This is a genomic window from Nonomuraea sp. NPDC049378 (assembly GCF_055586745.1).
Map to the genome: position 1 here is coordinate 1 of NZ_JBVJHP010000009.1, position 21089 is coordinate 21089.

A 21089-nucleotide genomic window follows, 5' to 3' on the forward strand; every position below is an offset into this window, starting at 1 on the left:
CTAACAAAAAGGAATCCATCAACCGACAAACGTCGATCAACGGGGTTGTGCATCATGCACTGGCTTTTAACACACTGTTGAGTTCTCAAGAAACGCACGCGTTCATCCTCACCAAAACCCCGAACCCGGGATCCTCGCTCAGAGGCGTTCATTTCGTTGTGTCTTAACTCTTTCAGCCGTTCAAGTCCCTGTCAAATTGACCGGACCTGCACAACCTGCGGGAATTAAGCGCCGCCCCCTTTCGGAGACAACCCCTCTAACTTACCAGCCCGTCCGAACCGGTGCGAAACCATGACGGACGACCATGAAGGTAGTGGGATTTGCCGGGCTTCTCCGCGGCTCCGAGGAACCTCCGGACCGCCCTGCGCGAAGCAACTCTAGCAGCCTGTGGCACCTGCTTCGGCCCACTCAGGTAATCAGGAGGTTCTTCCCTCGCCAGCGGACGCCCAAACCTTGCCGATGAACTCCCCTTGGCGGCCCCGCGGCGCAAGTCGACGGCAAGCCATCCGCAATCGCCCGCCGCTACGAATGTACCCACGAGCAGACTGCGCTCTCGGAGGTGCCCGCCATGACCCGCTCGGAGTTCGACGACATCCGCGCCTTCCTCGCCGACGAGACGACCCAGGCCGGAGACCTGCTGAGCATCGCCAGGATGCTGATCGACGATCTCGAGCACTCCCGCATGCGCGAGGCCATTCTACGCACCCACTACCTGCGCCTGCTGACGTCCGCACGGGCGACTGCGGCTGCCGACGCCGCGCACGCGCCGGATCCCATGGCGTTCCTCAAGCACGAGCTGGCTGAACACGGCCAGTTGCCCCAGGGCGAGGAGACCGTGCAACGCGTCCTTGCCGACGCCACCACGGCGGCCGCGTTGCTCGCGTGCTTGGAGGAGTCGCCTCAGCGGCCCCATCGTCGCGGCGTGCGCCTGCGACGCTGCGTCAGCACGGGCAGGACGCTCCCCCGCTGAAGGGCCCGGCGCGGTGACCCGATGACGACTCCCGGCATACCCGCCGTTGGCGGACCGGCTGCGAGACTTCACATATGTGGCAGCGAGGGCTGAACTGGGCAGCAATCCTCCTCGTCGGGATATTCGGCTTGATGTGGGTCGGCATCGTTGTTTACGCCGATCACTTCTCGTCCCTGTGGATGCGCATCGTGCAGGTCGTCTTCGGGCTCCTGCTCCTCGGCTGGGCCGTGCAGAAGGCGATCCAAATGATCGATAAGGCCTGAGCGCCATGGACGACAACCTCTACGAGATCGGCCGGGACATGGGGGACGACCTCCAGCTGTCGATCATCGACATGTACCGGGACCGGCTGCCCTATCTGCACCGCATCGCCGAGATCGACGACGAGGTCTCACGGGGCATCTCGCGTTGGGTTCGCGAGGAGGACCTCCGGGACTCCGACACGTACGTGAACCCGCTCGACGAGCCGGACGCCTACGCGGAAGCGGACGGCTGGAACCGGTGACCGCGCGACCGGCTCAAGGCTGGTATGGCGGCGCCACGTCCCACCCCATCTCGGCACGGGCGCCAGCGGCGGAGGCTCCGCGCCCGGCTGGGAGTTCTGTACGGCCAGCCGGGTGCCCCACTCGATGTAGCCGGCGAACGCCGCCCTGAACTCCGGATCGTCCGGCAACCCCACCTCGTCGGCCGAGTCCATGAGCAGGCTGACCCACCTGCGGCGTTGCGGCTCTGTGATCGCCCTGCCCAGGTGGTGGCGGAGCATGTTGGGGTATCCACCGCGTTCTCCGCCGGCCCATTCGCAGATCGTAGGAACTGCCTCATCCGACATGTAATCATGTAGGCGCGGCTGTGGACCACGGGACAAGGCAGGCCGTGAATACCAGTTATCGGTGAAACGGAAAAAGTCCCCGGCCACCGGGTGATCCGGTGACCGAGGACTTTCCTTGGTAGCGGGGACAGGATTTGAACCTGCGACCTCTGGGTTATGAGCCCAGCGAGCTACCGAACTGCTCCACCCCGCGTCGGTGTGTTGCTGACAACTATACAGCCTTCAGAGGAGTGCCCGTGACGGTCATACTCTGAAACGATCAGAGGCTCGGATCCGTTTCCGAATCCCGAGCCTCTGGCCTGGTAGCGGGGACAGGATTTGAACCTGCGACCTCTGGGTTATGAGCCCAGCGAGCTACCGAACTGCTCCACCCCGCGTCGTCTTGCTTTGTAAGCGTATCGGCGGCGCGGGGTGGGCGCAAATTGATTGCGCTAAGAGGTGCCTCCCGCCTGTGATCCGGTGGGTGACGGCGCGACTGACGGTGGTGCGGAGGCCGGCGGCGAGCTTGTGCCTGTCGGCGTCGCAGACGGCGTGGCCGAGGGTGATGGGCTCGGTGTGCCCGTGGGCGCCGGCTCCTGCTTGTTGGCCCCTTCCAGCGTCTTCAGGGCCTCCTCCAGCCGCTTCTGCGCGTCGCCGTAGGCGTCCCAGTCGGGCGGGCTCGCCTGCAGGGCCTTCTGCGCGTCGTCGTACGCCTTCTTCGCGTTGGCTATCGCCGAATTGAGCGCGGTGTTGGCCTCATTGGGCTGGGTCTGTTGCTCGTTCTGCTGGGGTTGTTGCTGTTGCTCGCCGCCGAAGACCTCTTGCAGCGCCTCCTCCAGTGTGCGAGCCACACCGATCTTGGAGCCGAACGACACCAGGATGCGCTGCAGGATCGGATAGGGCTCCTGACCGCCACCCGCGGCCACCTGGATGTAGACCGGTTCGACGTAGACCAGGCCGCCCGCGTACGGGAGCGTCAGCAGGTTGCCGTAACGCACCGACGACGCACCGACGCCCAGCAGGTTGAGCTCACCTGCGAAGCGGCTCTGGAAGGCGTTCTGTGCCTGGCCGGGGCCCGGAATGGGCGTGCTGGACGGCATGCGGAGGATGCGCATCCGACCGTAGCCGGAGCCGGACGACGAGTCGACCGCCATGAACGCCGCCAGGTTGGGCCCCTGCCGTGGAACGAAGGTCGTCGTCAGCGAGAACGTCGGCGTGCCGCCCGGCATCGTGGTGGTCAGGTAGTAGGGCGGCTGCTTGACGTTCTGCTCGCCCTGCGTCGGGTCGTTGGGGACGTTCCAGAAGTCCTGGCCGCTGTAGAAGGCGGCAGGGTCGGTGATGTGGTAGCGCGAGAGCGTGTAGCGCTGCACCTTGAACAGGTCTTCCGGGTAGCGCACGTGGCTGCGCAGGTCGGCGCTCATCTCCGAGGCCGGGCTGATGACGCCGGGGAAGGCGTTGCTCCAGGTCTTGAGCACCGGGTCGTTGTTGTCCCAGGCGTAGAGCTTGACCGTGCCGTCGTAGGCGTCGACCGTGGCCTTGACGGAGTTGCGGATGTAGTTGATCTGGTCACGCGGCTGCTGGGCGATGACGCGACGGTCGGTGGACGTGTCGCGCGTCATGTCGCCGAGGCTCTCGCTCTGCGAGTAGGGGTAGTCGTCGGACGTCGTGTAGCCGTCGAGGATCCAGGTGACACGCCCGTCGATGATCGCCGGGTAGGGGTTGCCGTCGAGCGTGAGGAACGGCGCGACCTGCTGGACCCTGTCACGCGGGTGACGGACGTAGAGGATCTTGGAGTTGTCGTTGATGTCGCCTGACAGCAGGATGTTCGCCTCGCTGTACTTGGCGGCGTAGAGGAGCCGGTTGATGAACGAGCCGACGGGCACTCCGCCCTTGCCGGTGTAGGTGGTGTTCTTCTGGCCCGTGCCGCCCGTCTCCGGGTAGTCGAGCTCCTGCGGGTTGTTGGGGTTGCCGCCGGCGATGACGTATTCGGAGGACGAGGGGTCCTCGCCGAAGTAGATGCGCGATTCCTTGAGCTTGGCGCTGTTCACCAGCGGGCCCGTGACCGGCATGTCCTTGGCGTCGTAGGCGGGCAAGCCGCTGGAGTCGACCTGGTTGCCGGGCGCGGCGACGAAGCCGTAGCCGTGGGTGTAGACCAGGGCCCGGTTGATCCAGTTGTTCTGGTCTTGGGGCGGGCTGGTCAGCTCGCGCACGCCGACGATGTGGTCGGTCAGCTTGCCCGTGTTGTCGGGATAGCGGTCGACGTCGAGCGTGTCGGCGAAGCTGTAGAAGCCGCGGATGCGCTGGGTCTGCTCGTACGTCGAGGACACGAGCGCCGGATCGAGCAGCCGGACGCCGGAGACGGACGCGTCGCCGTTGGATTCGACCTTGGCCGGGTCTGCCTGCGCGTTGTAGGTCTCGACCTCGGTCTTGTCGACGTTGTACGCCTCCCGCGTGGCCTGGATGTTGCGCTGGATGTAAGGGGATTCCTTGCCCTGCTGGTTGGGCTTGACCTGGAACTGCTCGACCAGCGCCGGGTAGACGCCGCCGATCAGGATGGCCGAGAGCACGAGCAGGCCCGCGGAGACCCCGGGCAGCATGCCGCCCGGCCGGAACACACCGGCGAAGAACAGGGCGGCACAGATCAGGGCGATGATCGCGAGGATGGTCTTGGCCGGCAGGACGGCGTTGACGTCGGTGTAGGAGGCGCCGTGCACGAATCCGCGGTCAGAGAAGACCAGGCCGTAGCGGTCGACGAAGTAGGCGACGGCCTTGAGCAGCAGGAAGACGCCCAGCAGCACGGACAGGTGCGTGCGGGCGGCCCTGGAGGCGTGGACGCCCGGCGACTGCAGGCGGAACCCGCCGTAGAGGTAGTGGGTGATCGCCGCGAGGATGATGGAGATGATCACCGCGGTGAACAGGAAGTTCAGCGCCATCCGGATGAACGGATAGTCGAACATGAAGAACGAGATGTCCATCCGGAACAGCGGGTCCTGCTTGCCGAACGCCTCGCCGTTGATGAACTTCAGCCACGTCTGCCACTGGCCGGCGAACGAGGAGCCGGAGAAGAGCGCGAGCAGCGCCATGCCGACGATGAAGATGAGCTTGCGGTGGGGGTCGAGCGCCATGCGGTAGCGGTCTGCGCCGCTGCTCCCGCCGAACACCGCGGGCCCGAACATCGGCCGCATCCGGAAGGCCAGCAGCATGTTGCCGCCGGCGATGCCGACCATCAGCGCCGCTCCGACCAGGAACAGCACGATCTGGGTCAGCAGGACGGTGGTGAAGACCGACGTGTAGTTCGTCGCGTCGAACCACAGGTAGTCGGTGTAAAAACCAGAGAAGAGAAAGAACAGGGCAACGATCACCACAAGGGCGATCGCCACCGGCAGAAGCAGTCGCGGTCGGCGGGGCAAGCGCATCGCCCTGCCGGCTCCTGGGGTCCGGAAGCTCAAGGCCAACCCCTCGTCGTCATGAAAATCGGTCCGTGTCTGGCAACCTACACCGCGGTGCCAGCCCTAGGGCTAACGCATGGGCCTTGCCGAAAGTTTCATCCAGCGTCACAAGCGGGCACGTTGCCCTTGCCCGTGCGCAGCGCGTCCAGCGCCAGCACCGCGTTGTGCAGCGTGTCGGCCTTGACCAGCCGGAGCCCGTCAGGGACGGCTTTCATGGCCTCGGCGCAGTTGTCGGCGGGCGTCAGGAAGACGGTGGCGCCCGCTTCCTTCGCCCCGACCATCTTCTGGGCGATGCCGCCGATCGCCCCGACCTCGCCCGTCGGCTGGATGGTGCCGGTGCCGGCGATCCGCTTGCCCCCGGTGAGCTCGCCAGGCGTGAGCTTGTCGAGTATGCCGAGCGAGAACATCAGCCCGGCACTGGGTCCGCCGACGTCGCCCACGTTGATGTCGACGTCGAACGGGAACTTGTACGTGGCCTGCATCAGCACGCCCACCAGGGTCTGCCCCTCGGGACCCGCGATCGTCGGCACGGTGACGTCGAGCTTCGTCCCGCCCCTGGTGACGTTGAAGACGACGCTCTGGCCCGGCTTGTGTGCCTTGACCGCGTCGCCCACGACATCGACGTTTTCCGCCGGCTTGCCGTCGACGGAGTTGATCTCGTCGCCCTTGCGCAGCTTGCCTTCGGCGGGCTTGCCCTTCTCCGTGGACACGACCGACACGACCATGTTGTAAGGGATCTTGAGCTCGTTGAGCGCGGCGGCCGTGGCCGAGTCCTGGGAGTTGGACATCTCGACCGTGTTTTCCTCCTCGACCTCCTTGGGATCACGGTCGGGAGCGAAGATGGTCTCCTGCGGGACCACCGCGACGGTCGGATCGATCCAGCCGCGCAACGCGGTCAGCAGGTCGATCTGGGCGGCAGGGCCACCTTGATAGGCGACCGTGACCAGGCTCAGCGCGCCCTTGGTGGGATAGGTCTGCCGGCCCTTGATCGAGATCACGGGCTTCTTGTCGACCTCGCCGATGGTGTTCTCCGTCGGGCCGGGGCTGAGCACGACGTAGGGGACCTTCTGGAGCGCGCCCACCACGCCGAGAGCGAGCACGAGAAACCCCGACAGCAGCAGGGTCAGGGCGCGTCGTGACATGGTGGAAAGCCTATTCGCCGGCACCGACCCATTCGGCCTCGCCGTCGGCGAATGACTGGTGTTTCCAGATCGGGACGTGCGCCTTGAGCTCGTCGATCAGCCGGCGCGAGGCCCTGAACGCCTCGTCACGATGCGGCGCGGACACCGCGACGATCACGGCCGTGTCGCCCAGCGCCAGGTCGCCCACGCGGTGGACGGCGGCCAGCGCCGTCACGGGGAAGTCGGCGGCCACTTTCTCGGCCACCTGCCGCAACTCGGCCTCGGCTGAGGGGTGCGCCGAATAGGAGAGCCGCACCACCGGCTTTCCCTGGTCCTGCTCGCGGACGGTGCCCACGAAGATCGTGGTGCCGCCGGCGGCGTGGTCGCCCACGGCGGCCAGCACCTCGTCCACGGACAGCGGGGTCTCACGAATGCCGAGCAACCGGATGACGTCCACGGAAAGAGAATACCAACAAGAAATCTGCCCGCCGGGCTGCCGCTCTAATGTCGTGCCTGGTCAGGGGCGTTGCAGCAGATCACCTGGGAGTTTTCGCACCGGCCCTCACTGCCGCCTCTTCTTCCGCACCTGGCGGACGATCGCGGCGGTGCCGATCACGGCGACGGTGGCGCCAGCGGCGGTGAGCGTCGCCTCCTTGACGGGCAGGCGCCTGCCGACCACGGTCGTCCTGTTCTCGCGCAGCTCCAGGAGCTGCTCGAACGCCGCCTCGTTGGTCCACGCCGGTTTCCAGCCCGCCTCGCGCAGCGCCGTGCAGTCGACCACCCACGGGTAGACGACGTAGTGCAGGTCGGTCGCGGGCGCCGGGGTGATGCCGAGCCGGTGCAGGCGCTGCGCCGTACCGAACGTCAGCCCCGCGGGCAGCTCGAACCTGCGGATGCCGGACATCTCCTCGACCTGCTCCTGCTCCATCCACCCGTCGCACCCGACCGCCACCACGCCCGTGACGGCTCCGCGCGCCGCCAGCTCCAGCGCCGAGAGCAGGTCGTCGATGTGGCAGAACTGCCAGTGAGGGTTGCAGCCCTTCACGGTCAGCAGCCTGGGCGACTCGAAGTGGCGGGTGATCACCGTGTCGACGCCGGGGCCGACCACCGCGGCCGGGCGCAGCACGGTCACCTCGAGGCCGGGATGGCTGCGGAGCGACCTGCGTACGAGCGACTCGATCTCCAGGAAGTCGCCGACGACGCCGGTGTCGGGCTCTGCCGTGACCGGGGCGTCCTCGGGCAGGGGCACCTCGTTGTCGGGCGCGGCGCCGTACACCATCGCGCTCGTGACCAGCACCACGCGGCGGACGCGCGCCGCGGCGCAGGCCGTCAGCACGGTCTGGGCGGCTCGCAGGTTGTAGGCGCGCCGCTCGCCGGGGTCGGAGTCGACGGTGTAGTCGCCGGCCAGATGAACGAGGACGTCGATGTCGGAGATCCGGTTCGCCAAGAGCGGATCTCGTACGTCGAGCACTCTCCAGGTGGCCTCGCCGACGTCGCCGCGCTGCTCGTCAATGGCCACCACCCTGCGGAAATCCGCAGCGGATACGAGCCTCGCGAGCAGCTCGCGGCCGAGGCCGGAGGCCGCACCGGTGACGGCTACGACGGGTTGACGCGGGCGTTTCGAGGTAGGCACCAGGTCCTCACTTTGCACTGATCCGCCGTAGGACGACTAACGTGGCGGATGTGGACTCCTCCATCCTGCACGAGGTAGAGCGGTGACTGACCTGCCAGGTCGCGAAAACGACCCTAACGAGAACCCGTTCGCCATGTTCGGCAACCCTGAGCAGATGGCTCAGGCGATGCGCCAGTTCGCCGACATGTTGTCGGCGCCGCAGGGTTCAGGCCCTGTCAACTGGGACATGGCCAAGAACATCGCCCGGCACTCCGTGGCCGCCGAGGGCGATCCGAGCGTCATGGAAGGCGAGCGCCGTCAGATCGTCGAGGCGCTCAGCCTGGCCGACCTGTGGCTGAACGAAGCGACGACGCTGCCCAGCGGCGTGTCCAATCCGCAGGCCTGGAGCCGGTCCGAGTGGATCGAGAACACGGTCCCGATATGGCGAAAGCTTTGCGAGCCCATCGCCGAACGCATGGTCGAGACCATGGGCGGCGCGCTCGGAGGCTCGGGGCTGCCTCCCGAGGCCCAGCAGATGGCCGGGCCGCTGATGGGCATGCTCAAGCAGATGGGCGGCATGATGGTCGGCCAGCAGATCGGGCAGGCGATCGGCTCGCTGGCCCGCGAGGTGGTCGGCACCACGGACATCGGGTTGCCCCTGTCCGACACGGCCGCGCTGCTGCCCGGCGGCATCGCGTCGTTCAGCGAGGGCCTCGAGGTGCCGTCCGACGAGATCAGGCTCTACCTGGCTCTGCGTGAGGCCGCGCACCACCGGCTGTTCCAGCATGTTCCGTGGCTGCGCTCGCACCTGCTCGGCGCGGTCGAGGAATACGCCAGGGGCATCACCGTCGACACCTCTGCCCTCGAAGAGCAGATCCGCGGTCTCGACATCAACAACCCCGAGGCCATCCAGGAGGCACTCAGCGGGGGCAACCTGCTCAAGCCCGAGGAGACCGAGCGGCAGAAGGCCGCCCTGGCCCGGCTGGAGACCATGCTCGCCCTGGTGGAGGGCTGGGTGGCCACCGTGGTCGACCAGGCCGCCCAGGGCAAGCTGCCCTCCGCCGTGGCCCTGGCGGAGACCGTGCGCAGGCGGCGCGCCACCGGCGGTCCCGCCGAGCTCACGTTCGGCACCCTGGTGGGGCTGGAGCTGCGGCCCAGGCGCCTGCGCGAGGCGGCCGCGCTGTGGCGCGCGCTGGAGAGCGAGCGGGGGGTCGACGGGCGCGACGGTCTGTGGTCACACCCCGATCTGATGCCGACGGCCGACGATCTCGAAGACCCCGAGGCGTTCGTACGCGGTGAGCAGGCCTGGGACATCTCCCAGCTGGAGGCCAAGCCGGACGACGAGGGCGAGGGCGACAAGAGTTGAGCCTGCACCGCGACGCCGTGGCGGTGCTGTCCGGCTGGACGGCGCCCACGCCCGAGGAAGAGGCGCTGCGTACGGAGTTCCTCGAGCACCTTCGCACCCACGACGACGCGATGACGCGTGCCTGCGTGCCGGGGCATCTGACGGCGACGACGGCCGTGCTGTCGCACGACGGCTCCCAGGTGCTGCTCACCCTGCATCCGAAGGCCAAGATGTGGCTGCCGGTGGGTGGCCACTGTGAGATCTCCGACATGTCGCTCGCGGACGTGGCGCTGCGGGAGGCATGGGAGGAGTCGGGGATCTCCGGACTCGAGTTGCTGCCGGGGCCGCTCGCCGTCGACAAGCACGTCGTGTGGTGCCATCCGCCGCACAGCTGGCATCTCGACGTCGAATACGCCGCCGTGGCGCCCGAAGGGGCAGAGGCCGTGATCAGCGAGGAGTCGCTCGACCTGCGCTGGTTCCCTGTCGACGAGATCCCCGAGCTGTCCGACGAGGCGACGCGGCGACTGGCCGCGCGCGGACGGGACGCGCTCGGCTCGCGAGCACTTGGCTAGAGTCCTCTTGGGTCGTTCCAAAGGGGGCTTGCGTGGAGACTTCCGCCGTCGGCGGCACGATCGTGGTGCCGGACCGTAAACGACGCAGATTTCCGGCGACGGCGTTCACCTGGCTGGCCGTGACCCCGTTCGCCGCCTGGGCCGTCGCCCGGGTGGCCGGGCTGGAGCGCGGGTCGCTGCCCACACAGCTCATGACCGCGACCCCGTACGCGGCGGCGGGCTCGCTGATCCCGCTGCTGATCGCCGCGGTCGGGCGCAAGCGAGCCGCGACCGCCGTCGCGCTGCTCGCCACGACCGCGCTCGGTTTCAGCGTGCTGCCGAGGGCGCTGGGCACCGCGGACGCCATGGCGGGCCGGCCGCTCAAGGTCATGACGATCAACATGTTGTTCGGCAGGGCCGACGTGGCGACGATCATGCGGCTCGTACGCGAGTTCGAGCCCGACGTGCTGAGCACGCAGGAGCTGACCCCTGGGGCCATCTCCGATCTGGACGCGGCCGGGCTCAAGGAGATCATGCCGCACCGGGTGCTGGAAGCCGAGTGGAGCGCCGGGGGGAGCGGGCTCTACTCCAAGCACCCGATGCGTGAACTGCCCGACGTGATGCCGGAGATCGGGCACCGCATGCCGGCCGCGCTGGTCTCGCTGCCCGGCGGGCCGCCGATCGAGTTCGTCGACGCGCATCCCTATCCGCCCCTTGGCCGCAACTACGCCGACTGGCACGAGGCGTTGGAGGCGTTTCCCTCCGCATCGCCCGAGCGGGTGCGGATCCTCGCCGGCGACTTCAACGCCTCGCTCGACCACGCGCCCATGCGCTCGTTGCTGGCACGCGGCTACAAGGACGCGGCCGACCAGGTGGGGGCCGGGCTGATCCCCACGTGGCCGGCCAACAAGCGGGTGCCGCCGATCATCACCATCGATCACGTGCTGGTCGACCAGCGGGTCGGGGTCAAGGAGGTCAGCGTGCACGACGTGCCGGGCACCGACCATCGTGCCCTGCTGGCCGAGCTCACCGTCCCCTGAGTCAGCGCGCGGAGATCAGAGCTCGCGTGTTGTCCCAGCCTTCGAGGCCGGGGTCGAGGCGTTCGACGTCGCCGCGGGTGCGCAGGCGGTGCCAGCCGGGGGTGGTGGCGACCCTGCGCGGCCCTGGAGCCCGGGCGCGCAACGTGGCCACCACGTCGGCGTCGTCGAGGTCGGGGTCGGCCCAGCCGGGTGCGGGAAGCGCGCAGGCCAGTGCCACGGCTCCGCCGCGCTCCGCTGGGCAGATCGTGATCTCGGACCTGCCCAGCTCCCTGAACAACTTTCCGACCAGCAGCGGAGGAAGATCGGGGGCGTCCGCGGCGATCACGGCGGCCTGGTCGGCGTCCAGGCGGGCGAGGATGCTCTTCAACGGCTCGTCCTCGTCGACCACGATGACCTGGGTGCCCGGCCAGACGATCGCGTCGAGCTCGGGCACGCTGGTGATCAGGACCGGGGTGACGAGCTCCAGCCCGGCGACCATCTCGTAGGTGTCTTCGGCCACCGCCTCGAGGAACACCGCCGGGTCGACGCCCGGGGGCGCCGCCTGCGACATGCGCCGTCGTGCCAGGACCGCGGCTATGCGCGTCAACACTCCTCCGGTGCCGTGTGGGCCGCGGCGGAGAATCCCTCGAGGAACCCGCGCGCCCGCTCCGCCTTCGGATACTGTTCTACCAGCGCCCAGAACTTGGGGCCGTGGCTGGGCACCAGCAGGTGCACCAGCTCGTGGATGATCACATAGTTGATGACCCATTCCGGCAGGCCCTTGAGCCGCGTCGAGATCCTGATCGTGCCGTTCTCCGGGGTGCACGAGCCCCATCGGTGCTGCTGGTTGTCGACCCAGCGCACGCTCACGGGGTCGGGCTTGCCGTCGAGATATCTGGCCGACAGCTCCTTGGCCCGTTCGAGGAGAGCCTCGTCCGTCGGCCGTCGCCGCCGCTCTTTCGCGGCCAGCCGATCCAGCATCCGGCTCACCCATTCATCCGCGTCTTCGCCGCTCAGCCAGGCGGGCAGGAGCACGATCGTCTTGTCACCGTCGCGGTAGGCGGAGACCGTACGCCTGCGACGAGAACTGCGACGAACCTCGACTGTCTCGGGGGGCACATATGCACGGTAGCCGAGACTGACGAAATTCCACAGAGGGTGGACGTTGTTTCTGCTGGTCAGATGATTAAGAGCCGGTGAATTTGGGCACACGCCTTTCCCGATGCGCGGCCAGCCCTTCGATCATGTCGGACGATGCCATGGTCACCGGCTGTGCCAGGGACTCCCACCTCAGCGCGGCTTCCAGGTCCTGATGGTCTTGGTTCAGGGCCACTTTCGTGAGTCTTGTGGCTATGGGTGCGTTCTTCGCGATCTTCCCGGCTATGGACCGTACTTCCGACATAAGGTCATCTTTCGGGAAAGATTCATTTACTAGTCCTTTAACCGCCGCTTCCGCACCTGTCACCGTACGGCCGGCCAGGAGCATCTCCCGCGCCAGGCCCGTGCCCGCCCTCCTGGGAAGCAGATACGTGGCCGCCATACCGGGATGGAGGCCGAGCGACGTGAACGGGGCCAGCAGTTTGGCGTCGGCGGCGGCGTACACGAGGTCGCAGGCCAGCGCCACGCACAACCCCGCGCCGACGGCGGGGCCGTTGACGGCGGCGATCGTGGGGACCTCGAGCTCCGTGACCATGAGCCAGGTGCGGTAGAAGTCGAGCATGCGGTCGCGCAACAACGGCACCGCCTCCGCGCCGCGATCGCCGATCCAGGACAGGTCGCCGCCGGAGGAGAACGCGGTGCCCGCCCCGGTGATCACGACGCAGCGGGCATCGCGGTCCTTGGCCAGCGACGACATCGTCTCGCGCCATCGGGCGGTCATGGCATCGGTCATGGCGTTGCGCATGTCGGGGCGGTTGAGGGTGATGAGGACGACTCCGTCGTCATGGCGATCAACCAGGAGCTCGGTCATGCCGGGAAGCGTAACCCGGCCCGGCCGTTATGCCACGGGCGTCCCCCGGCCCACGCGTCTGCACGCTCCTGTCCCGCCCAGCCGGGCGGTTCTGCTCCGGGAACGGGCTGAAGCGGGGCGTTGTCCACAGGTGCTCCGGCAGGTCCGTGGTTATCCACAGCCACGGAGGAATCCGCACGGAATCCTGCCGACGCGTGCGAGCCTTCCCGCCATGAGGCCACGTGTGAAGCCCGCCCTCCGGCGTATCGTCCGCGACGAGCACACCCTCCAGTTGGGTGTGCATCCCCTCAGGGCCGTCATGCTGAGCGGTCTGACCCGCCCGGTCCGCGCATGGATCGAGAGTCTCGACGGCACCCGCGATCTGGAGCGAGTCCTGCGCGATGCGGGCCGCGCAGGTCTTGAAGAAGACCAAGCCCGTTCCCTGCTCGACCAGCTCACCTCGCAAGGAGCCCTCCACGACGCCTCCGCCGGTCCTGGCGCCCTTCGTGACCTCCCGCTGGCCGAGCGAGACCGTCTGCGGCCGGATCTCGACGCCCTCGATCTGGCATCGACCTCGCCCGAAGGCGGAATCGCCGTGCTGGAGCGGCGCAGGCACAAGCGGGTGCGGGTCTATGGGGCCGGGCGGGTGGGAGCGCAGGTCGTGGCGCTGCTGGCGGGCGCCGGGGTGGGCAACGTCCGGGTGTTCGATCCGGGCGTCGTCCGGCCGGGCGACATCACGCCGGGCGGTCTGACGTGGGCAGAGCTGGGCCTGACTCGCGAGGCCGGCGCGGTCGCGGTCGCCAGAAGGCTCACCTCCGGCGGCCGCACGCCACCCGTCCCCGCGCCCGCTCCACCTCCACAAACGCGCTCCGCCACCGCTCACCGCGGATCGCCGGCCACGACTTCGGGTCAAAGGTCACGCGAAGCCCGTCCATCCGCCCTCGCGGCGCGGTCACGGCCGGCCGTCCCGTCATCTCCCGCGCCAGGAACGACCCGGCCATCCCAGCCATCCCGGGCGGTCCCCGATGGCGACAGCCCGCGCCGCCGCGGCCCCGACGGCGGCCGTCCGTCCCAGCCCGATTCCGACCGCGGCCGTCCGTCCCAGCCCGGCCCCGACGCCGAGTCCGACCTTCCGTCCCGGTCTGTGGGAGTCGCTGCGTCCTCGTCCGGTTCTCGGTCTGGTGCGGCGGCGTCCGCGGGCGGGCGTGGGATTCGTCGACCGCCTGCTCGGGACACCGGGCCTCGGCCGGGCAGGGCGGGTTCGCCTGAGGAAGGCGAGTTCACGCCGTCCGTCAACGCTTTGGCCGGAGGGCCGTATCTGGGGGACACCACGGATCGGCCCGACCTCGTCGTCCTGGCGCCGGTCGGCGCGCTCGACGGGGTGCTGGTCAACGAGCTGACCGCGCTGCGCATCCCGCATCTCCTGGCGTCGGCCTTCGAGGGCCATGGCGTCGTCGGTCCGCTGGTCCTGCCCGCAGAGAGCGCGTGCCTGCACTGTCTCGACCTGACCCGGCGCGACCACGACCCGGCTTGGCCTATCGTCACTGCGAGGCTGGGTGGTTATCCGGCCGGCGAGATCGCCTGCGACTCGACGCTGGCTGCCCTGGTCGCAGCCGCGGCGACCGGCCACGCGCTTGCTCATCTCGATGGCCGGGAGTCCGCTGTGACCAACGGCACAATGGACGTAACCCCTGATTGGCGTTGGAAAAGGCGGTCCTGGACCATTCACCCGCAATGTCGTTGTATGCGAAACAATCCTTATTCGCTAAGAATGGTCATGGCATGACAACCGCGACTGACGTGCTCAGGGACGACCACGAAGGGGGGAAGCGGATCTTTCGAGGTTCGCGCATGAGTGTGAGCGATCTTCCACGCCGTGCCGTCACGCGCTCCGCCAAGCTGGCCGCCCTTCCGCTCGGTTTCGCGGGGCGCACCGCCCTGGGGCTGGGCAAACGCCTCGGCGGCAAGTCCGCCGAGATCGTGGCGCAGGAGGTGCAGCAGCGTACTGCCGAGCAGGTTTTCAAGGTCCTGGGCGAGCTCAAGGGCGGAGCGATGAAGCTCGGGCAGGCGCTGTCGATCTTCGAGGCGGCGCTGCCGCAGGAGATCGCCGGCCCCTACCGCGCCACGCTGACCAAACTCCAGGACGCCGCTCCCCCGCTGCCCGCCTCCACGGTTCACACCGTGCTCACGGAACAACTGGGTGACGACTGGCGGCAGCACTTCCTGTCCTTCGACGACCGGCCGACGGCCGCAGCCTCCATCGGCCAGGTGCACAGGGCCGTGTGGCACGACGGCCGCGACGTGGCCGTCAAGATCCAGTATCCAGGGGCGGGCAAGGCGCTGCTCGGCGACTTCGCGCAGCTGGCACGCCTGGGCAAGGTGTTCGGGACGCTGCTGCCCGGCCTCGACATGAAGGCCGTACTGAGCGAGCTGCGGGAGCGGATCGCCGAGGAGCTCGACTATCTCAGGGAGGCCGAGGCTCAGCACGCGTTCGCGTTGGAGTTCGACGGCGACCCTGATTTCCACGTCCCCGACGTCGTCGCGGCCAACGAGATGGTGCTGGTCAGCGAGTGGATGGACGGCACACCGCTGTCCCGGATCATCACCGAGGGCACCAAGGAGCAGCGCGACCGGGCCGGCCTGCTTCTCGTGCGTTTCCTCTTCTGCTCCCCCGCGCGCGTCGGCATGCTGCACGCCGACCCCCACCCCGGCAACTTCCGCATGCTCGACAACGGCAAGCTCGGCGTTCTCGACTTCGGCGCGGTCAACCGCCTGCCCGACGGCTACCCCAAGTCGTTCGGCCAGCTGACCCGCATCTTCAACCAGGGCGACATGGAGACCGTCATGCGGGGCCTGCGCAAGGAGGGCTTCATCCGCGAGGACATCCAGATCGACCCCGACGCGTTGCGGGCCTTTCTCGCCCCCTATGTCGAGCCGACCGCGGTGGAGGAATTCACGTTCAGCCGGGAGTGGCTGCAGGCCCAGGTCGCCAGCGTCACGGACCTCCGCCCCACCAACGTGGTCCGCCAGCTCAACCTGCCGACGTCGTACGTGCTCATCCACCGGGTCCATGCGGCGGGCGTGGGTGTTCTGTGCCAGTTGGGCGCCACAGCACGCTTCCGCGACGAGGTGATCCGCTGGGTTCCTGGTTTCGCCGACGACCCCGATGACGAGGCCCTGGCCATCGGTTGACCGGGGCCCGTTCCCGTTGGGCTCGACGGCGCCGCCTTCCTGCCGCGACGGACTCTTGCGGCAGGTCGACCAGGATCGATGTGCGCCTGGCCTGGGTCGAACGGGTTCGCTGACTGGACGCAACCTGGCCGGGACCGGGCGGGCGACAGGCCACGGGTCAACGAGGTGCCTGGCCGGGCTCGTCGATGAGAATTCGACGTTCGCTCTACCGCGGCTTGACTACTCTATGTAATTATGTGAATGCAGAGAGTCACGATTTGGAACGTGGAAGGACCCCCATGGATAGATCCGCGCGTCTGCCAGCGGTTACCGCCTTCGCGGCGGCGGGCCTGCTCTTCGCCGCCCCCGCTGCGAACGCTGTTGTCGACCCGTCGGCCATCGCCATCTGCCTCGCCTCCAGCGTCGGCGAGCTCACCACCGTGGTCGACCCGTCGGCGCCGGGCGTGCCCGGCGACATCCCCGCCGTTCACTGCCTGACCGGCCCCTGACCAGCGCCGTGCCTTGAGAAGAGGCACGGCAGAGATCGTGGCGAGTGATCCCGCGGCCCCGTCGGATCGCTCGGCGCGCGCGAGGCACGCGACGCCCCGCACCCCTGACCCGGCGTCCGACACCGTGCCCCGCGATGTGGCAGAGCTGCCCAGCGATGCCGTCCCGCGAGGTCCGACCGTCCGCACGGATCACCGGGAGGCTCTGCTGGGCAGCTCGTCGTTGCGGGGTGAGATCGCTGGGCCAGGTGAGACCCGTGGGGCAACGTACCCGGGAAAAAGGAAGAGCCGGGCGCTGGACGCGCCCGGCTCTCATTGTTGGGAGCTCAAGGAGAGATCCTGCGCCGGCGGCAGGATCTCCCCGATCAGAACGGGTGGCTCAGGGCCTTGCGGAGGCGGTCGTTCGCCCGCCTGACCCCACGCCGTGCCCGCTCCACGCGACGGAGGCGCACGATGAGGCGTTGCTCCTCCGCCTCTCGATGAAGCGTTTGTATTCGGTCATTCACCAACTCATGGATGAGATCCGGCACTGCGAGGCTTCTCGTCGACTGAGTGATCATCAGGTTTCGCTTTCTTGCTCGTAGGTGCGGTGTTTCAGGCAGCGACCGGGTGCTTGCGGGGACGCCCGCGCGGACGCTTGCGAGGAATGATGGTTCCCCTGAGGATGAGCTCGCCGCCCCAGACGCCCCAAGGCTCCTCGCGCTCGAGCGCACGAGCCAGGCAGGCCTTCTGGATCGGGCAGCCGCCGCAGAGAGCCTTGGCGAACTCCACGTCCTCCGGCGACTCGGCGAACCACAGGTCAGGGTCGGTACGACAGGGGATCTCGGCTTCGTCGATCAGGTCCATGATCGTCTTCGCCCCCATCTGCTTTCTCCTTTGATCGATCTTGATCTTGTTCGGGCACCTCGTGGGTGGTCGGGGGATCACGGACAAACAAGAAGGCCGCGGATCCTGTCTGCGGATCCGCGGCCTGGTGGGGTCTTCCCGGTCAGGTTATGACCGGGGTATCCCGCCAGGGATGCGGACCGCGCAGTCCACCCTTGGTGAGCTGGTTGGCCGGCAGTTCGATACGAGCGGTGTAGACAGGAGCTGCCTGTGCGGCGGCAGCGCCGAAGTGGGCGTGCGCATAGGCGGCGGCCTGACTACGGACAGACTTCTCCTGCCGGAACTTCGTGGGACCATCGACGAGTCTCACCGAGTCACGGCACGCGGAGGCGAGCCACATCGTGGCTGGCATCTTGATGCTGATCACAGTGACTCTCCTCCCTCTGAGATCGTCGGAGCAGGACTGCCCGACTCGCTTGACCAAGACCCTAAACCGGGAACCCAGGAACCGGCAACATATTTTCTACCTGCGATTTCGTTACATTTCACAGGCTCCTCGGCCTGCTGTGGGCAGGCGATTCCGGCCTACTTCGTCTGGCGGATCATCGCCTCCTGGACGACCGAGACCACGAGCTCGCCGGACGCGTTGAACATCTCGCCCCGCGCGAGGCCCCGCGCCCTCCCCGACCATGGGGACTCCTGCGCGTAGAGCAGCCAGTCGTCGGCCCGGAACGGTCCGTGGAACCACATGGCGTGATCCAGCGAGGCGCCCACGATGTCCGAGGCTCCCCAAGCCATGCCGTGCGCCAGCAGTATCGTGTCGACCAGCGTGAAGTCGGAGGCGTACGCGGCCAGCACGACGTGCAGCAGCGGGTCGTCGGGCAACTCGGCGTCATAGCGGAACCACACGTTCGTCTCGGCGCTGCGCAGCTCCGGGTTCTGGTACGCCTCCCACGTGAGCGGCGAGGCGTAGCGCGCGTCGACCGGGCGCGGGCGTGACAACCAGTCGCGCAGATCAGGATGATCGGCGACCAGCTCGTACATCCTGTCCTTGAACGTGGGAAGCGTCTCGGGATCCGGCACCACCGGCATCACGGACGCCTGGTGCGCCACGCCCTCCTCGGCGACGTGGAACGACGCCGACATCGTGAAGATCGCCTTGCCGTGCTGGACCGCCACGATGCGTCGGGTGGTGAACGAACGGCCGTCGCGGAGGCGGTCGACGTTGTAGACGATCGGGATGGACGGGTCGCCCGGGCGGATGAAGTAGGCGTGGAGGGAGTGCACGTTGCGGTCCTTGGGCACCGTACGGCCGGCCGCCACCAGAGCCTGGGCCGCTACCTGACCGCCGAAGACGCGCTGAATGCGCTCCTCCGGGCTTCTCCCCCGGAAGATGTCCAGCTCGATCTGCTCAAGGTCGAGCAGGTCCAGCAACTCCTTCAGCGCCTCGTTCACGTGGTCGGTCCCCTTCGCTTCTCCGGTCTTCGGGACAAGTGTGACGTGCCGCTGGATTCAGGCCACAAGGGGGCCTGGCTTGTCTGATGATTTCGTGCCACGGTTTCGCCGGGGTCACGGGTCAGCCGACATTTCACACGCGTCGCGGGTGAGTACGCCCCCCGCACAGCACTGGCTGGCCCTTTTCTCGAGGGCGGTGAAGATCTCGTCCTCATCCGGCGGAGGCGGCGATCTGCACGCGGTGGTTGTCGCCGTCGGACAGGAACGCCGCCAGCGCCTGCCCCTGCTCGGCAACGGCGTCGCGGTCGGCACGGGAGAAGGGGCGCAGCGGGGTGACGTGCACGGTGTCCTCCTCGACGGTCCAGGTCGCGGCGACCCTGCCGTCGACCAGGACCACGCGCTCGCCGGCCACGGAAAGGCCGCGGTGGGCGTCGTCGACGATACGGCTGCGGTCGTGATAGCCGAGGAGCGCGTTGTCGAAGGCCGGCAGGAACCGGATCGGGGCTGGTGTGCCGCGATCGGGTCGTGGCGCGTCGGGGAGGTCCAGGAGTTCCCGGCCTCTCTCGTCGCGGAAGCTGATCAGCTCGCCGCGTATCGCGGAGACGGCGGCCGGCAGTCCGGCCAGGCCTGACCATGCGCGCAGGTCGGCGGTGGCGGCCGGGCCGAACGCGGCGAGGTAGCGGCGTACCAGTGCTTGGCCCGCGGGGTCGGAGCCGTCCGTGGCGGGTGGGTCGATGTCGCGGCCCAGCCAGGACGAGATGGGGACGTTGCGCACTCCGGCCTTCGTGCGCCAGAGCCCGCGTGGCGGAAGCTGCACCATCGGGATGAGGGCGGCGACCAGCATCTCTCCCAGCGGCCGCGGACCTGGCTCCGGCCAGCGGCCGGCGACCGCCCGCGCGAGCTCGGACATCGAGCGGGGCCGGCCGTCGGCCATCACCGCGAGCCCGGCCGCGGCGAGCTCGTCGAGATCGACCCCGGCGAGCTGACTCCGGTAGACCCCGAGCACCCGCTGGCGCAGCATGGCGTTGTGGCGGGCCCGCCAGGCCAGGACGTCGTCGGCGGTCACGAGGTGGACGGTACGGCGCATGAGATGGGTACGCACCACGCTGCGCCGTACCAGCAGGTCCGAGAGCACCGCCGGGTCGAACGCGCGCAGCCGCGACCACAGCCCGACGAACGGTTCCTGCGGCTCCTGGGCCTGCAGGCCGCAAAGGTGCTCGACCGCCTCGATGACCGGCAGGTCGGCGCGGTCGAGCAGTAACTGCCGGGCCAGCGTCGCGCGGTTGAGCGCCCTGGTGTCGAGAACGGTCATCGGATCACCATGCATCGACGCGCTCGCCGGCCGGTCTGCGGCGTGACTCGGGGCGCGTGACGGCCGAGACGCGGGTGGTTCCGATGACGTTGATCCCCGTGGCCCGGTGTGTGGAGTCGTTGTGGCCGGGGATGCCGGCCTGGCCGACCATCATGGTGCCCGGGCAGGACGTGGGCGGCCTGGATTCCGGTGCGGCCCAGCTTGCGCATGCTCATGCCCTGCTCCTTCTCCGGGGCTCTCTTTCCTGGGCTCGTTCCGGCCCGGCACCCGCAGGCGCCGGCCCTGTCGCGGTTCCCAGAGAGACCACCATCGCAGGAGTAGCGGACAGGTTGTGGCCGCTTCCGGCATCCGTCTCCTGAGCGTCCGTCCTGGACGGTCGGGCGACGCCGGGGTCCTCCTCGCCGGGTCACAGAGCCCGGACGGCCAGACCGGGGTAGTCGAGGACGAGCCCTGACGCGTCGTAGGCCAGGCGGCAGGCGAAGCCGAAGACCGGCGCCTCGTAGTCGTAACGTTGTCCCTGGCCGTCGCCGGCGACCCGGACGTAGCGCTGGTCGAGGCGCTCGACGGTGAGATCGGCGGCGCGGACGTAAGCGGCCGGGGCGCCGGCTCCGCCGCCCACGGCCAGGCGCATCCGGTGCACGGGGAACGTGTTGGTCACCGCCGACGACTCCAGATCCACGTCCAGGCAGCCGCCCAGGTGAGAGGCCGGCACGCCGTCGATCCGCCAGCCGCCGTCACCGTCGCTCTCCAGGACGGTGTGCCGGAGCCCGGCCGCCGACCGGCTCCTGATCTCCGCACGCCGGGTGGCCCAGTCGCGGTCCACGTCGATCGCGTAGTCGACCGCCCAGGTCATCCTGTCCTCGACGGCCGTCGTGCAGCCCTCGACGCGGTGTCCGCCTCCGCCCGCCGGACGGAAATAGACCACCTCGAAGCCGGTGCGCGCGCCGAGGTGTCGCCAGGCCGCGGTCTCCGGTGGAGGTGCGAAGGTCATGGACAT

Annotated in this window: 21 protein-coding genes and 2 tRNA genes; 9 read left to right on the top strand and 14 right to left on the bottom strand. The window is 68.4% G+C overall.

Features of this window, described 5'->3' with window-relative positions; translation table 11 throughout:
- The first annotated feature begins 568 nt into the window (after nucleotides 1–568).
- From ACZ6SA_RS20180 to ACZ6SA_RS20190, 3 genes are all read left to right on the top strand, one after another.
- Nucleotides 569–970, top strand: a complete 402-nt coding sequence (locus ACZ6SA_RS20180; protein ID WP_465829540.1) for a hypothetical protein — start codon at nucleotides 569–571, stop codon at nucleotides 968–970.
- Nucleotides 971–1044: 74 nt separating this feature from the next.
- The gene (locus ACZ6SA_RS20185; protein WP_347646452.1) at nucleotides 1045–1233 is read left to right on the top strand and encodes a hypothetical protein; all 189 of its coding nucleotides are present in this window, start codon (nucleotides 1045–1047) and stop codon (nucleotides 1231–1233) included.
- A gap of 5 nt (nucleotides 1234–1238) precedes the next feature.
- Nucleotides 1239–1475: a hypothetical protein gene (locus tag ACZ6SA_RS20190; RefSeq protein WP_347646451.1), complete on the top strand. Its 237-nt coding sequence runs from the start codon at nucleotides 1239–1241 to the stop codon at nucleotides 1473–1475.
- Nucleotides 1476–1915: 440 nt separating this feature from the next.
- Here ACZ6SA_RS20190 and ACZ6SA_RS20195 read toward each other — a convergent pair.
- The 6 genes from ACZ6SA_RS20195 to ACZ6SA_RS20220 form a co-directional block, all read right to left on the bottom strand.
- Nucleotides 1916–1992 (bottom strand) — tRNA-Met (locus ACZ6SA_RS20195).
- 107 nt (nucleotides 1993–2099) lie between these two features.
- Nucleotides 2100–2176 (bottom strand) — tRNA-Met (locus tag ACZ6SA_RS20200).
- 54 nt (nucleotides 2177–2230) lie between these two features.
- Nucleotides 2231–5194: a UPF0182 family membrane protein gene (locus tag ACZ6SA_RS20205; protein ID WP_347646449.1), complete on the bottom strand. Its 2964-nt coding sequence runs from the start codon at nucleotides 5192–5194 to the stop codon at nucleotides 2231–2233.
- 128 nt (nucleotides 5195–5322) lie between these two features.
- Nucleotides 5323–6369, bottom strand: coding sequence for a YlbL family protein (locus ACZ6SA_RS20210; protein WP_347646448.1), 1047 nt, complete (start codon nucleotides 6367–6369; stop codon nucleotides 5323–5325).
- A 10-nt stretch (nucleotides 6370–6379) separates the two neighbouring features.
- Complete coding sequence (locus ACZ6SA_RS20215; protein ID WP_347646447.1) at nucleotides 6380–6805, bottom strand: molybdenum cofactor biosynthesis protein MoaE; 426 nt, start codon at nucleotides 6803–6805, stop codon at nucleotides 6380–6382.
- A gap of 105 nt (nucleotides 6806–6910) precedes the next feature.
- The gene (locus ACZ6SA_RS20220; RefSeq protein ID WP_347646469.1) at nucleotides 6911–7984 is read right to left on the bottom strand and encodes an NAD-dependent epimerase/dehydratase family protein; all 1074 of its coding nucleotides are present in this window, start codon (nucleotides 7982–7984) and stop codon (nucleotides 6911–6913) included.
- Nucleotides 7985–8114: 130 nt separating this feature from the next.
- On the opposite strand from ACZ6SA_RS20220, the gene ACZ6SA_RS20225 reads away from it, so the two are divergent.
- The 3 genes from ACZ6SA_RS20225 to ACZ6SA_RS20235 are packed head-to-tail and all read left to right on the top strand — an operon-like array spanning nucleotide 8115 to nucleotide 10896.
- Nucleotides 8115–9326 (top strand): zinc-dependent metalloprotease, encoded by a 1212-nt coding sequence (locus ACZ6SA_RS20225; protein ID WP_347646467.1) that lies wholly within the window; start codon nucleotides 8115–8117, stop codon nucleotides 9324–9326.
- Complete coding sequence (locus ACZ6SA_RS20230; RefSeq protein ID WP_465829544.1) at nucleotides 9323–9877, top strand: NUDIX hydrolase; 555 nt, start codon at nucleotides 9323–9325, stop codon at nucleotides 9875–9877. Before ACZ6SA_RS20225 ends, ACZ6SA_RS20230 begins: the two co-directional genes overlap by 4 nt.
- 32 nt (nucleotides 9878–9909) lie before the next feature.
- Nucleotides 9910–10896, top strand: coding sequence for an endonuclease/exonuclease/phosphatase family protein (locus tag ACZ6SA_RS20235; protein WP_465829546.1), 987 nt, complete (start codon nucleotides 9910–9912; stop codon nucleotides 10894–10896).
- 1 nt (nucleotide 10897) lies between these two features.
- Here ACZ6SA_RS20235 and ACZ6SA_RS20240 read toward each other — a convergent pair whose 3' ends face one another.
- The 3 genes from ACZ6SA_RS20240 to ACZ6SA_RS20250 all read right to left on the bottom strand — a co-directional run bounded on the left by ACZ6SA_RS20240 (nucleotide 10898) and on the right by ACZ6SA_RS20250 (nucleotide 12844).
- Nucleotides 10898–11482 carry a glycosyltransferase family protein gene (locus ACZ6SA_RS20240; RefSeq protein ID WP_347646445.1) on the bottom strand — a complete coding sequence of 195 codons (585 nt, stop codon included), beginning with the start codon at nucleotides 11480–11482 and terminating at the stop codon, nucleotides 10898–10900.
- Nucleotides 11479–11994, bottom strand: a complete 516-nt coding sequence (locus ACZ6SA_RS20245; protein ID WP_347623147.1) for a M48 metallopeptidase family protein — start codon at nucleotides 11992–11994, stop codon at nucleotides 11479–11481. The genes ACZ6SA_RS20240 and ACZ6SA_RS20245 overlap by 4 nt, the downstream gene beginning before the upstream one ends.
- Nucleotides 11995–12061: 67 nt before the next feature.
- A complete protein-coding gene (locus ACZ6SA_RS20250) occupies nucleotides 12062–12844 on the bottom strand; it encodes an enoyl-CoA hydratase/isomerase family protein (RefSeq protein ID WP_347646444.1) in 783 nt (260 codons plus the stop codon).
- Between the two features lie 223 nt (nucleotides 12845–13067).
- Here ACZ6SA_RS20250 and ACZ6SA_RS20255 point away from each other — a divergent pair, with 223 nt between their 5' ends.
- From ACZ6SA_RS20255 to ACZ6SA_RS20265, 3 genes are all read left to right on the top strand, one after another.
- Entirely contained in the window at nucleotides 13068–14609 is a 1542-nt protein-coding gene (locus tag ACZ6SA_RS20255) for a ThiF family adenylyltransferase (RefSeq protein WP_465829549.1), read from the top strand.
- A 71-nt stretch (nucleotides 14610–14680) separates the two neighbouring features.
- A complete protein-coding gene (locus ACZ6SA_RS20260; protein WP_347646442.1) occupies nucleotides 14681–16015 on the top strand; it encodes an ABC1 kinase family protein in 1335 nt (444 codons plus the stop codon).
- A gap of 278 nt (nucleotides 16016–16293) precedes the next feature.
- Nucleotides 16294–16503, top strand: coding sequence for a hypothetical protein (locus ACZ6SA_RS20265; RefSeq protein ID WP_465829552.1), 210 nt, complete (start codon nucleotides 16294–16296; stop codon nucleotides 16501–16503).
- 591 nt (nucleotides 16504–17094) lie between these two features.
- On the opposite strand, the gene ACZ6SA_RS20270 is transcribed toward ACZ6SA_RS20265, so the two are convergent.
- The 5 genes from ACZ6SA_RS20270 to ACZ6SA_RS20290 form a co-directional block, all read right to left on the bottom strand.
- Nucleotides 17095–17364 (bottom strand): WhiB family transcriptional regulator, encoded by a 270-nt coding sequence (locus tag ACZ6SA_RS20270; protein ID WP_132333100.1) that lies wholly within the window; start codon nucleotides 17362–17364, stop codon nucleotides 17095–17097.
- Between the two features lie 124 nt (nucleotides 17365–17488).
- A complete protein-coding gene (locus tag ACZ6SA_RS20275) occupies nucleotides 17489–17752 on the bottom strand; it encodes a hypothetical protein (RefSeq protein WP_347646440.1) in 264 nt (87 codons plus the stop codon).
- Nucleotides 17753–17910: 158 nt separating this feature from the next.
- On the bottom strand, nucleotides 17911–18780 hold the full coding sequence (locus tag ACZ6SA_RS20280) for an acyl-CoA thioesterase (protein ID WP_347646439.1): 870 nt from the start codon (nucleotides 18778–18780) through the stop codon (nucleotides 17911–17913).
- Nucleotides 18781–18991: 211 nt separating this feature from the next.
- The gene (locus ACZ6SA_RS20285; protein WP_347646438.1) at nucleotides 18992–20092 is read right to left on the bottom strand and encodes a winged helix DNA-binding domain-containing protein; all 1101 of its coding nucleotides are present in this window, start codon (nucleotides 20090–20092) and stop codon (nucleotides 18992–18994) included.
- A gap of 406 nt (nucleotides 20093–20498) precedes the next feature.
- On the bottom strand, nucleotides 20499–21083 hold the full coding sequence (locus tag ACZ6SA_RS20290; RefSeq protein ID WP_465829555.1) for a putative glycolipid-binding domain-containing protein: 585 nt from the start codon (nucleotides 21081–21083) through the stop codon (nucleotides 20499–20501).
- Nucleotides 21084–21089: the final 6 nt, after the last annotated feature.